The sequence below is a fragment of the Staphylococcus sp. HMSC34G04 genome (assembly GCF_001838765.1).
Lineage (GTDB): Bacteria > Bacillota > Bacilli > Staphylococcales > Staphylococcaceae > Staphylococcus > Staphylococcus epidermidis.
Map to the genome: position 1 here is coordinate 1 of NZ_KV838751.1, position 12,615 is coordinate 12,615.

Sequence of the window (12,615 nt, forward strand, 5' to 3'; positions counted from 1 at the left end):
TATACTATAAATTCAACTTTGCAACAGAACCACTCAAACGCAAAAAAATAATCTAAATGACTTATTCGATGATTTTATGGAAGACTCTTTAAATAGAAAGTATTACATTGATACTGATGAAGAACCTAAACACATTTTATCTGAAATCAATACAATGGAAAAAAATTCTGAGAGTTTAAATAATATAAGTAATAGGTTTGCTGAAAAGTTATTAGAAGAAGAACTGGTTGAAGATAAAGAAAAAAATATAAGACGAAATAAAACAATAAAAAACGGTATTTTAATCTTTAAAGTTACTGAAAACACTCTGACCCTTATGAAATTAGAAGAAATTAACACAATAGATAAAAATGATTTTTCTAAAAAACCAACTTATGGAGCTGAAAAAAATTATTTTAAAATTGCTGTTATGGATTTTCAAAACAGAAATACAAAGAGACTAGATATTGATATATATGATACTGGAACTAAGATAGCAAAATATTGGAGTGAAGGCTTTTTATCAATTTACCCATTGAGAGATAGTGAATTAAATACTAATGATATTATTGACTCTTTAAAAGAAAATACTCTGTTTAATAAATTACCTAATATAACAGAAAGTGATCTTAATCAATCTACTACTGATTTTTTAAGTGATAATAGAGAATTTTCATTTATAAAATTAAGAGATCATATTAATCAACACTTTGAAACAGACTTTGAAAAAGATGAACTATTTAAAGATGATCACTTAAATCGCATAGACGCAGAATTTAATTTAGAACCAAAAGTTGTAGATAAATATTTAAAGAAAAAAATAAAAATTAACGACGTAATCAGCTTAGATATTAATAATATCAGTAAAGCAACAAAAGCAGGTCTAATGAAAGTTTCTAATGATGGAAGGTACTTAAAAATACGTCTCGAAACAAATATTACAGCAGATCTTCCCGATATTCAGCAGGAAGGAGATTAATAAATGAGTTATTATTGGTATTATGAAAGTTTAAAATTTGATAATGATTTAAATAATTATTTCTATAATGAAGACTTACAAGCTTTTTCTACTAAAGAACTTTCAAATGAAGAAGAAAATGAATTATATTTACAAGGTTCAGAAATATTTATTGATGATGATTCTAAAATTAAACACTCAGAAAGTATTAAAGATGTATATGATTACTATTATAATAAATTTAGTAAGTTAGAAAATTCTAAGACTGATTTTTTTATATTTGAAGAAAGTAAAAAGTTGTTTAAAAAATTGAAGTATTTATTAAACATAACACGATACCAGGAGAATATATTGAAGATATTACTGTCAGAAATATAAATAGCAATATTCTGCAAATTAATCCTTACTTTTTCAATGAAATGCTAACTATATATATAACACATGAAAAAGAATGTAATAATATAAGAAAATTACGTAATTTGCAATCTGCAATTATTTTATCTGATAAAATTTCACTTGATAACGATATTATTACATTATACTTTCACGATTCAGATAATGAAGAAGATAAGTTCCAAAAGAATAAGATTGGTTTTCTAAACTCAAATGTATCTTCATTATATTTTTATGTTTTTGATTGGATAGATATTGAAAACGACAATCTAGAAATTGTGGATTTAAAATATAAAGTAGCAAAAATTTATTTTTCTAAATTTGAAAAGATGTCTAATGACGAAAAAATAAAGAAAAAAGAAATACATCATGACTTAAGTGTTATGTATAATTTAATACTTCAAAAAAATCGCAAAAATATTATGAATATAACAAAATAATAAGAGATCATAAAATAGAAATTATTCAACAAAAAATAGAATTAAAAAATGAACTTAATAAAAAATTAATGAGTATGATGGTATTTATTCCTGTAACAATTTATGGCTTTTATATAACAATCCAACGAAGCGAAGAATCACTAAATATTTTTAATAATGACTTTAATATTATTTATTCCAGTTCTCTAATTGCACTTATATTTGTAATAGCATCTTTAAAAAATGATGTGAAATCTATGAGAAGCGATTATGAAACAATTATTTCAGAAATCATAAATACATATAAAATAAACAAAAATAAGGACGATTTTGGACATAACATAAGTTTATGTGACTTTAAATTCTCTTTATATTGGATTCTTGTAATGATTTTAGCTCTTATAATTCTTATTTTATTTTAGTAAAAATCCATACTTTGCATTCCTACCCTATATGATGCTATACTATATTTAACAAAGAGAGTTCCATAGGTACACCAATCCCCTCACTACCGGAAATAGTGAGGGGATTTTTTGGTGCAGCTATGTCGCCTTATTACTTGTTACGATTGTTTAGCCAAAACGTGAAAATCGCAACAATGCATCCTGAAATCACAGGTGCAATTATACTAACAAAGAGAATTGCCATAGGTCTCACCTCCTTCCATAGTAATTTCGTCTATGGAAGTTAAGGCGACTCTAATATTATACCATCTGTGAATCTACAAGCATATGTACTTTCCATAAGTCATTTTATGTCTTTTAAAATTTCAAAAAGCAAGAATAACAATCTTGATTTTAGTACTATATATAACTTCAAAATTTACTTAATCATACTAAAGATATAATTTTATGTCTAAAATTGGTTATATTCATAATCTACCTAAAAGTGAATCCATTGAATTACAGTTACTTAAACTAAGAAGTTATGATTGTAAAAAATTTTCTAAGTGTATTAATAACCTTTTAAAAAATCGGTGGTAAATACCTTAATAACAGTGTTTATAGTAAAATTTTTAAAGGAACGATAATATTAAGAAAGTAAATGAAATAAGAAAGATCAAAATTACTTGAATACATCAAGTATTTCATTAAAAATTAACAAAAAATGTAACCGTTAGACTCTAAATTAGAAGAACAAAGACAATTTAATTATTCTGCTAATAAGAGACAAGACATTTAAGTTCCAGAAACAATGGATATTTTAGATTTCAAAAAGATTATTTCTAATAGAGAAGAAGAAGAAAATAGTTTCTCAGTATAGTGATGTAAGTAAAGATAAATAAAAGTACATACAACAAAATAATGAATTGCAATAAGGCGATAAATTAAATGATGATCAAAAAGAAGATATAATAAACAAAAATCATTCAAAAAAGTTTTGGAAACCGATTATTCGGTAATTAAAGATGAATGTAAAATGTATATAAATCCTTGATACCCCTTTTATAATGACGGAACTTGTGATAAACATGACTTAAGTTAACTCAATCCGTAACTATCTTTTTGTTTAATAGTCCCACGTTTAATATCTTCATCCAAATTACCCATCATCTCTTTAAATAATTCTTGAAATCTTGTTTCATCTTGATCAGAATAGCCTTCAAAAATAACGTTATCAATATTCTCTTCATTGAAATAGTATATTTGATCTTCTACAACACCAACTGGGTATTTACATGCTGAATAATCGAACAAATACTTTTGACCCTCAATTTCTACAATTGGTCCACGATTAATAATCATTAATTTTTGAGAACCTTCTTTTAAATATATAATGCAAAAAATCTATACAATAGGATGTAGTTTGGTATTTTTATTTCTTCGTTTAGTTATAGATATTTGAGCAGTTTAAATTACTAAAAAGCACAAAGGTTTGCAAAATTAAAAAGTGCCAGACGTGTCATTGCCATTGACCATGTTGAGCATAGATTAGCTCATACCGAGAAATATAACGGTGCTGAGGTTTATAATTTTTCAAAAGAAGATGACGTAGGAAAACTATTACATGAAACAACACGCGGTGGTGCAGATGTTGTTATAGATTGTGTCGGAATAGATGAACAAGTAGTTCAAGATGACTTAGAAGTTAGCTCAAATTCAATACAGAGAGGAAATATCAGCCCAATTGTTACGGCAACAGAATCAGTGAGAAAATATGGAACAATCCAATTGATAGGTGTCTATGGAACTGCAGCTGATAACTCCCAATTAGACTTAATATTTAATAGAAATGTTCAAGTGAAAAGTGGACAAGCGCCAGTTATTCATATGATGCCAAAACTTTATGACATGATTAAAATAAAGTCTTTGATCCAACAGAAATTATCACTCATATTATGCCTTTAAAATATGTAAAAGAAGTTATGATATCTTTGATCAGAAAAAAGATAATAATGTTAAAGTCATTTTAAAACCACAATAACATATAGATAAAGACGCCTTACTTTGAATAACTCATTCAAAGTTGAGGCGTCTTTTACATATATATTTAAATTTTAACATTTTTATATTTAGAAATTTTTTCCAGAAATTCATCCCCCCAATCACAAATTGCATAAACTACTTTATCTAGTGTTTTCCTATGTTCGTTAACTTATACTCAACTTTTTGTGGAACTACTGGATTGACAATTCTTTCAATAATTTCATCATGTTCTAATTCTCTAAGCTGTCTAATAAGCATTCTTTAATTAATCTCAGGCAACAATTTTTCAATAACACTAAGTCGTAAAACTTCTGTTTGTAATAACTGATATATGATAGGTGTTTTCCATTTTCCTCAAATAACAGATAAAGCTAAATCTTTAGATGTATAAAATTTCTTGTTATGATGTTCAACATTTTTATATTGAAAGAACCTAGGATGAGAAAAGAGTTGATTGAATATAATAAATATAAACTCATCCAACTCTTCTATTTTTACTGTTTGATATAGCGTTTCAAGTGTTTAGATGTCAATGTTTCTGAACTATCAATGAAGTTTTTAGGTGTTCCACTAAATTGGACCTTTCCGCCATCCAACCCTGGGCCTGGGCCGACATCGATGATCCAATCTGCTTCACACATAATCGATAAATTATGTTCAATCAAAATAACAGTATTGTTTTGATCAATTAACTCATCAAAACACTCCATCAATATAGGGATATCCGATTCATGTAGGCCTGTAGTTGGTTCGTCAAAAATAAAAATACTATTCTTTATCTCTTCATCTAAATGTTGTCCTAGTTTCACGCGTTGAATCTCTCCACCAGACAAAGTGGATAAAGGTTGTCCTAGTGACATATAATTCAAACCTGTCTTACTTACAGATTGTAATTTTGACTTAATATCATTCTTTTTATCAAAGAAAATGATACCTTCGTCAACCGTCAAATTGAGAACATCGGCAATTGAATACCCGTCTATGGTAGCATCTAATACTTCTTGTTTATAACGTTTGCCATGACAAACTTCACATGTCTGTGAAAAATCACCCATAAAAGCAAGTTCCGTTTTAATATAGCCCTTTCCACCACAATTTGGACAGGCACCTTTTGAATTATAACTAAACATAGCTTTATTTAAGCCTGTTTCTTTACTGAAATAGCTTCTTACACTATCAAAAACACCTAAATACGTTAATAGATTAGATCTATTAGATCCTTGAACTGCTTTTTGATCAATAAAGATTGTATGGTCATTATTTTCAAAACCTGCTTTAACAAGGGTACTCTTACCTGAACCAGCAACACCTGTTAAGACTGTTAATACGTGTTTAGGTATAGACGTTTTTACGTTATTTAAATTGTTTTGTGTCACAGGACCGATATTATAAAAGTGGTTAGCTTCACGAATATTCTCTTTTAAATTATGTTTGTTACGTAATGCGTTACCTGTCGAAGTATTTGAAGATAGTAATTCATTATATGTTCCTTCAAATGTGATTTCACCGCCGTTTTTTCCTGAACCTGGCCCCATATCTATGATATAGTCTCCTTCTTTAATGACATCGGGATCATGTTCAACAATTAACACAGTATTACCTTTTTCTTTTAATGATTTTAAAATTTCATTGATTTTAGCTATATCTTCCGGATGCAAGCCAACACTTGGTTCATCTATAATGTAAACTAAATCCGATAAAGAACTATTTAAATGACGTATTAATTTAAGCCGTTGCGCTTCACCGCCTGATAATGTCGTTGTTACACGGTTAAGCGTTAAATAACTTAATCCAATATATTCTAGTGCTTCTAACTGCTTTTTGAGAGGATCAATAATATATTTGGCTGTTGGATCCTCTAATTTATTAAGAAACTCTAAATTTTCCTTAATTGTCATTTGTGTGAAATCAGAAATATTTTTACTCATAATTTTAGAACTTAATATTTTCGAGTTTAGACGTTGACCTTTACATGTTGGACAGATTTTATTATTTACTACATTTTTAAGATGTTTGGCGTAGCGTTTCTTATTAAATTCTTTATCACCTAAAAATATTCTACTGAATCTAGGTATTAGTCCTACATATTTAGCTGACTTTCTCCATTCTTTAGGAGGATTTTTTAATGTCATTGGCTCTTGATATAAAAACAATTCTAATTCATCTTTTGTATAATCTTTCAATTTTTTATTATTATCAAATAAACCACTATCTCGATAGGCTTTACCACGCTCTTTGTCTGGTCCAAAAGAAGGAAAGTCTATTGCACCTTCATTTAAAGACTTATCCCAATCTAGCAATTCATCTAAGTTAATGTCTTCAATATATCCTAATCCCTCACAAGTTTTACACATGCCCTTAGGACTATTGAAGGAATATGCATCTGAATAACCAACAAACGGTTCGCCTATTCTAGACCACAGTAATCTAACAGAGGCATATATATCCGAAACTGTTCCTACCGTGGAGCGAGAATTCCCATTGAATCTTTTCTGATTAATCGTCATTGCTACAGGAAGATTTTTAATTTTCTTTACTTTCGGTCTGGGTTGTTGATTTAAATGAAATTGAATATAACTAGAATAACTTTCATTTAGTAGCTGTTCAGACTCCGCAGCAACAGTATTAAACACTAAAGATGATTTCCCTGAACCAGAACGACCTGTAAATACCGTTACTAAGTGTTTTGGGATATTTACATCTATGTTTTTCAAGTTATTTTGTGAAGCACCTGTAATATTAATAAAATCCATTAATTGTCCTCCCTTTATAAACTTTATAACATTGATTATTGCATATTAATTAAGGATTAACTACTCATTCAAAACACTACAACTTTAGGTCTTTTATATTACAAATTATTCCATCAATTCAATCCGTCTTCACTAAGTAATTTTTCACTTTCTTTAGGCCCATAGCATCCAGAGGCATAATTAGGAAACTGTGGCTGTTCTTGTTTCCATACATTTTCAATATCATCAATAAATTTCCAAGAATTTTTAATTTTTCCCAATGCGTAAATTTTGTTTGTTCTCCAATTAATGTATCGTAAATAAGATTTTCATATGCATCAACTGTGTTCATTTTATCTTTAATCGGCATAGTATAAGAAAGCTTCACTTTTTGCATTTCATTATTTTGATTACTTTTCTTACCATTCACACATAAAGAAAATCCTTCATTAGGTTGTACGTTGATGACTAATAAGTTTGATGCATTCTGTTCACAATTAATATAATAAAATTGCATTGGATTTTTTAAACTCTATAACGATTTGGATAGATTTTTTTCATTCTTTTTTCTGTACGAATATAAAATGTAACACTAGCCCATATAGAGTTTTCAATTTCTATTTTACCTGCCACAAAAGTTTCAGTATTAGATTGTGAATTTACATTAGGTTCATTTCTATATGCAGGAACGAACTCATTATTCATCATTCCCCCATCATATTGACCACGTACGAAACTTTCTTTAATTTCATTTGGATTAAAACATTTCAAGGATTTTAAGACTTGAACTTTTTCTTTTCTTATATCACTACTTTTTCTACTAATTGGAGGTTCTATTGCAAGTAATTAAACCATTTGTAATAAATGATTTTGAACCATGAATTTTAGGGCGCCGCTTGATTCGTAGTAAGCACCACGATCTTCTATACTAATCGTTTCTGAAGAAGTTGCTTGTATATTGGAAATATACTTATTATTCCAAAATGGTTCAAATATAGTGTTTCAAAATCGTAGACGTTCAATATTTTGAATCATATCTTTACCTAAATAGTGACCAATTCCAAATATTTCTTCTTTAAAAGACTTTCTTATTTGATTATTTAATTTTTTTGCAGATTTTAAATCATCACCAAATGGTTTTTCTATAATTATTCGCATTAACCCTTTTACGTTCGTTAATCCAGACTCTTTCAAGTGGTTTGTTGCAACTCCAAAAAATTTAGGGGACATTGCAAGATAGAACAATCGATTTTCTTTTAGGTCAAACTTATCATCTAGTTCTAAACTCATTTCCAAAAATTTTTGGTAGCTATCTTTACTATTAGCGTCCTGTTGTTTATAAAATAAACGTTTTAAAAACGCACCAATTTCCTTTGAGTTTTCAATATTATTTTGAATAGCATTTTTGACTTTTTCTCTAAATTCATCAGTAGTTAACTCATTTAAACCACTGCCAATAATTGTTAGTGAATTTTCAAAGTATCCTTTTTGAAACAAATTATAAATAGATGGGAAAAATTTTCGATAGCTTAAATCACCTGTTGCTCCAAAATAAAGAGCTTCTTATTCAGTAGAAACAAAGTATAAAGCCGTTGAAATGAAAGCAGCAGGATTTTCAACAAAAGAAATTTTGAAAGTATTAAATGTTAGAAATAGAACACAAGTAAAAACTTGGTGGCTATGGTATCAAAATGAGGAAAGTATGTTTGTTTCATATCTTTATCCTCAGTCATTAATTATTTGTCTATCTTTGCATTTCTCTACTAACCAGTGTTATAATCTAGATAATGAAAATGATTAGCAATTAATGCACCAACCCCCACACTACTGCAATAGTGTGGGGATTTTTATGTGTGTCTATGGTTGCCTATTTATTATTGCAATTACATAGCCAATGAGTAAATAATGCAATAATACAACTACTGAGGACTGTGGTCGTGATGTGAACGAAAATGATTAGCAATTAATGCACCTCCTCTCTTCGTCAATTGACGCCTGAGAGATAGGCGACTCATATATTATATCATCTCTGAATATTCGATAATAGATAACTTCTGATAATCATGACTTATGTTAAATCAATCCGTAACTATCTTTTTTGTTGAAAAGTACCACGTTGAACATCTTCATCCAAATTATCCATCATCTCTTTAAATAATTCTTGAAATCTTGTTTCATCTTGATCAGAATAGCCTTCAAAAATAACGTTATCAATATTCTCTTCATTGAAATAGTATATTTGATCTTCTACAACACCAACTGGGTATTTACATGCTGAATAATCGAACAAATACTTTTGACCCTCAATTTCTACAATTGGTCCACGATTAATAATCATTAATTTTTGAGAACCTTCTTTTAAATATATAATGCTTCCTATTGTTTCCATTTTATTTCACCTTCTTTGTCTGAGAACATTTTAAATTGATTTAAGGTTTACTTTTAACCTTACCAATTTTACCTGAAATTTCTGTTTGAGCGTATAACAACACATTTTGAAATAAGATTGTTGCTAATAATAATGATATTGCTATCAAATAAATAAAATTAGATTCTTTTTGAAATATAAACCCACAAATCATAGCAACAAATAAAAAAGTAACAATAAAGTTTAAAAGTATGTTTTTCACAACTTCCTTATTGTTTGGTAACACGTGTGCTCTAAATGTATCATTTTTTAAATATAATTGTAATTTGAACTTCTTATTTTTATTAACAACGCCTTTAATGAGCAATATAGGCACAATCGCAATTAAAATTAATATAATGTTTAATGTATATGTTGTTGAAAAATCCAAATAATTACCTAAAGATTTTACTAAATAACCTATAAGTACAGATGCACCAATACTCAAACTAGTAATCGCATTTTTGGTCTTATTTTTTTCAAACTGTCAGTCTTAACTTTACTAATTTCATTTTTATCAATCTCAATCAATACTTGTTTCATCAAATAATTCAACAATGGGAATATATATGTTAATTTATTTCGATTTAAATCAATAATAAAGTATCTATTTTCATAATGTATCAGTTTAAATTTACTATTTTTTTCGATAGTTTCTATTGTTATTTTATCGATGATGAATCACATTCTTTCTAATTTAAAATATTTTTAAAAAGCTTTCATTGGATTCAAAGAATTAGTAACTGCAGTAATTGATTGACCTACTTTTTTCTAACATATTTTTATTATTGTCACTTTATCTCTTCTATCATTATGTATGAATATTTTGAATTGATTTAAGGTTGATATAATTATTTACTCTGATTGACTTAGCTTACTTATAATTACCTCTTCGTTGTCAAATGCAATTATATTCATTATAGAAAAAAAGAAGAAAAAAGTTAGACTGCATAGACACATTAATATATTGATTTTTTCTAAAAATATCAATGGAAACATAAATATAGACAACACTAAAAACAATAAGTATGCTCCGGTAGCAACAATCATGTACTTGAAAGTTGGTCTCATTTTACAATTCATTCTAGGATTATTTTCTTTTAGTTTTAAATCCCATTTTTTTCTTAAATAAATTCTAATTGAGATTACAGAAAACACAAGGATTATAAAAATAATTATATTGATATATATATTAGAAGGTACATCTAGTAAATCCATAAAAGGTCTCATTAGTAAAGCTATTAAAACCCCTACACCACCAGATATCCATCTTATATTTTGGGATCGTTCTTTATTAGTTTTGTTGTCATATTCAATTTCATTTAATTTATCATTTGTAATTTCTATTAAATCTTTTTTTAATATCCAGTTCAACATAGGAAACAAATAGAAGAAATAATTCGCTTCCAAATCTATAAGTATTTCTTTTGGTTTAATTCAATCAATTTATATCTAGGATTTTTATGTATTTGATACATGTTCACGCTGAATTTGTTGTTATCCTTTAAATCATTCATATACAATGTCATCCCTCACTTTTATTTTTTACATTTAAAATTTCTCCATTTCACCTTCTTATTTCGAACAATCTACCAACCTTTCATAGGATTCAAACTTTTCCTCACATTATTAATAGACTGTCCCACGTGTTCCTTAACATGATGAGATGTATCTTTCACTGTATCAGAAACTTGATTTATCGTTTTTTTAGTCTTTTTAATAGTTTGGTTTGTTTTAACCTGATAATCTTTTATGGTTGATTCTGTATTACCTTTAATCTTATTAACTTTAGACATACCAGCATTCATTCCGTTCATAACTGATGGGACTATATCGTCTTTCATTATTTTTTTACCATGATTTTTCACTTTATTGTATCCTTCACTGATTAAAATATTCCCAATTTCTAGTTTTCCCTTTTCAATAGAGTAAATATGTTTCACTCTATCAAATGCTGGGTCTAATACATTTTCACCCATCCAGTCTGTTCCATCCTTTAATCCAAATATATTATTTTTGTACAAATAATCAGTACCATATGAAGCTAAACTACCAATAGCAATACCAGCTAGAATACCCCATCCTCCCGGGTTCAATCCTAGAGCTGCTATTGTCAAACCAGCTGTTGCAGTAGCACCTGTACCTAGTGTTAATCCATTATGCATCACAACTTCTCCGGCTGTTTTATGATCCTGTGTAATGTCTGAATAAACCCCTGTACCAAAACCAATGCCTCCCATTACATTACTACCATACATAACAGCTCTTGTAATACCGACACCTTAATCTTTAAGCATTTTACCATTAATCGTTAGTCCAGGATTATTTTCTAGATATTTACCATATTCCTCTAAGAGTGTAGTTGTTCCATCAACTGTTAAATCTTTTGAAATATCATTTGTATTTTCATCCATATACTTTTTGATATTTTCTATTGTTCTAAACTACTAATCATTTGGTTATTCCCAAATAATAAAATACTAATTTTTAGCGAATTGGTGTTTAAGTGACGTATTCATCGCTTCTAACTGAATAAGATGCTTTTTTAATTTACCAATTTCGTCTATTAATTCAGATACTTTTGAGTTATTGCTATCGACTTCTGATTGATGTTTACCCACAAAGTTATTACAAGCTTGTTCAGTCAATTTATCAACATTTTGTATGTTTTTACTAGCTTTTTCAATAACTTCAGCTACGATTTATTCATTTTGATTAAATCATAATTAACATTAGAACATTTTATCTAGTAATGAAAATATTGAAACATACAATTAATTATTGAACATAAAATTTTGAAAAAGAATCAATTAAAGCGAAATATCGATTTGGTGAATTAGAATGAAAACTACAAAAAATGTATATATTGGTAATCATGAACATAAAATTTAAAAATAATATAAGAAAAATTCATCTTCTAATAGATCAAGAATAAGTTTAGCAACTAAAAAAGTAATTGTTATACACCAAACTATCTAAAAATAATAAAATAACAAAAAAACTATCTTGAAAAACAAATGATACAATTTATAAGAAATTCTATATTAAAAATGTTTATTGTGCTATGGTTTAAAGTAATAGAGACTACTATGCTTTAAAGATAATAAGTAACGATAATGTAATGAAAGGTTTTAGAAAATATAACAATACCAAAAATATCAATAGATAATATAGATAAAAAAACAATTAATCTAATAGCAACGATATTTAATAAAAGTTGTGATAATATTATATTGATAAAAGGAAGGTGTATATTATGGAGGTAAATTTACAAAAAAAATCAATAGAATCAATTCAACAT

At 27.7% G+C, this 12,615-nt stretch carries 15 protein-coding genes and 4 pseudogenes; 4 read left to right on the top strand and 15 right to left on the bottom strand.

The window, feature by feature from the left end; translation table 11 throughout:
- Positions 1-76 precede the first annotated feature (76 nt).
- The 3 genes from HMPREF3241_RS09305 to HMPREF3241_RS09315 all read left to right on the top strand — a co-directional run bounded on the left by HMPREF3241_RS09305 (position 77) and on the right by HMPREF3241_RS09315 (position 1,770).
- On the top strand, positions 77-958 hold the full coding sequence (locus HMPREF3241_RS09305) for a hypothetical protein (RefSeq protein ID WP_002476173.1): 882 nt from the start codon (positions 77-79) through the stop codon (positions 956-958).
- A 3-nt stretch (positions 959-961) separates the two neighbouring features.
- Positions 962-1,315: a hypothetical protein gene (locus HMPREF3241_RS09310; protein WP_002476157.1), complete on the top strand. Its 354-nt coding sequence runs from the start codon at positions 962-964 to the stop codon at positions 1,313-1,315.
- A gap of 101 nt (positions 1,316-1,416) precedes the next feature.
- Positions 1,417-1,770 (top strand): hypothetical protein, encoded by a 354-nt coding sequence (locus HMPREF3241_RS09315; protein ID WP_033862498.1) that lies wholly within the window; start codon positions 1,417-1,419, stop codon positions 1,768-1,770.
- Between the two features lie 534 nt (positions 1,771-2,304).
- Here the strand turns inward: HMPREF3241_RS09315 and HMPREF3241_RS12810 are convergent.
- Both HMPREF3241_RS12810 and HMPREF3241_RS09325 read right to left on the bottom strand, forming a co-directional pair.
- The gene (locus tag HMPREF3241_RS12810) at positions 2,305-2,397 is read right to left on the bottom strand and encodes a type I toxin-antitoxin system Fst family toxin (protein ID WP_023016171.1); all 93 of its coding nucleotides are present in this window, start codon (positions 2,395-2,397) and stop codon (positions 2,305-2,307) included.
- 833 nt (positions 2,398-3,230) lie between these two features.
- A complete protein-coding gene (locus HMPREF3241_RS09325) occupies positions 3,231-3,536 on the bottom strand; it encodes a DUF4176 domain-containing protein (protein ID WP_255296951.1) in 306 nt (101 codons plus the stop codon).
- A 78-nt stretch (positions 3,537-3,614) separates the two neighbouring features.
- Here HMPREF3241_RS09325 and HMPREF3241_RS12440 point away from each other — a divergent pair.
- Positions 3,615-4,173 (top strand): annotated as a pseudogene (locus HMPREF3241_RS12440) (zinc-binding dehydrogenase); the annotation flags it as partial.
- A gap of 146 nt (positions 4,174-4,319) precedes the next feature.
- Here HMPREF3241_RS12440 and HMPREF3241_RS13385 read toward each other — a convergent pair.
- The 13 genes and pseudogenes from HMPREF3241_RS13385 to HMPREF3241_RS13015 all read right to left on the bottom strand — a co-directional run bounded on the left by HMPREF3241_RS13385 (position 4,320) and on the right by HMPREF3241_RS13015 (position 11,962).
- The gene (locus HMPREF3241_RS13385) at positions 4,320-4,433 is read right to left on the bottom strand and encodes a winged helix-turn-helix transcriptional regulator (RefSeq protein ID WP_002476153.1); all 114 of its coding nucleotides are present in this window, start codon (positions 4,431-4,433) and stop codon (positions 4,320-4,322) included.
- 236 nt (positions 4,434-4,669) lie between these two features.
- Positions 4,670-6,928 (bottom strand): ATP-binding cassette domain-containing protein, encoded by a 2,259-nt coding sequence (locus HMPREF3241_RS09335; protein ID WP_070853620.1) that lies wholly within the window; start codon positions 6,926-6,928, stop codon positions 4,670-4,672.
- 113 nt (positions 6,929-7,041) lie between these two features.
- Positions 7,042-7,424, bottom strand: a pseudogene (locus tag HMPREF3241_RS13245) (hypothetical protein).
- 8 nt (positions 7,425-7,432) lie between these two features.
- Positions 7,433-7,903 (bottom strand): annotated as a pseudogene (locus tag HMPREF3241_RS13250) (hypothetical protein).
- 6 nt (positions 7,904-7,909) lie between these two features.
- A complete protein-coding gene (locus HMPREF3241_RS13255; RefSeq protein ID WP_002476170.1) occupies positions 7,910-8,404 on the bottom strand; it encodes a glucose-6-phosphate dehydrogenase in 495 nt (164 codons plus the stop codon).
- A gap of 370 nt (positions 8,405-8,774) precedes the next feature.
- Positions 8,775-8,870 (bottom strand): type I toxin-antitoxin system Fst family toxin, encoded by a 96-nt coding sequence (locus HMPREF3241_RS12830; protein WP_109043803.1) that lies wholly within the window; start codon positions 8,868-8,870, stop codon positions 8,775-8,777.
- 126 nt (positions 8,871-8,996) lie between these two features.
- Complete coding sequence (locus HMPREF3241_RS09355) at positions 8,997-9,296, bottom strand: DUF4176 domain-containing protein (protein ID WP_002476147.1); 300 nt, start codon at positions 9,294-9,296, stop codon at positions 8,997-8,999.
- 40 nt (positions 9,297-9,336) lie between these two features.
- Positions 9,337-9,762 (bottom strand): DUF443 family protein, encoded by a 426-nt coding sequence (locus tag HMPREF3241_RS09360; protein ID WP_083324182.1) that lies wholly within the window; start codon positions 9,760-9,762, stop codon positions 9,337-9,339.
- Positions 9,759-9,992, bottom strand: coding sequence for a DUF443 family protein (locus HMPREF3241_RS12470; protein WP_083324183.1), 234 nt, complete (start codon positions 9,990-9,992; stop codon positions 9,759-9,761). The genes HMPREF3241_RS09360 and HMPREF3241_RS12470 overlap by 4 nt, the downstream gene beginning before the upstream one ends.
- A gap of 177 nt (positions 9,993-10,169) precedes the next feature.
- A pseudogene (locus HMPREF3241_RS09365) lies at positions 10,170-10,831 on the bottom strand (DUF443 family protein).
- Between the two features lie 72 nt (positions 10,832-10,903).
- Complete coding sequence (locus HMPREF3241_RS13260; RefSeq protein ID WP_070853622.1) at positions 10,904-11,572, bottom strand: hypothetical protein; 669 nt, start codon at positions 11,570-11,572, stop codon at positions 10,904-10,906.
- Positions 11,573-11,596: 24 nt separating this feature from the next.
- On the bottom strand, positions 11,597-11,728 hold the full coding sequence (locus HMPREF3241_RS13265) for a hypothetical protein (RefSeq protein ID WP_002476165.1): 132 nt from the start codon (positions 11,726-11,728) through the stop codon (positions 11,597-11,599).
- Positions 11,729-11,794: 66 nt separating this feature from the next.
- On the bottom strand, positions 11,795-11,962 hold the full coding sequence (locus tag HMPREF3241_RS13015; RefSeq protein ID WP_002490573.1) for a hypothetical protein: 168 nt from the start codon (positions 11,960-11,962) through the stop codon (positions 11,795-11,797).
- Positions 11,963-12,615: the final 653 nt, after the last annotated feature.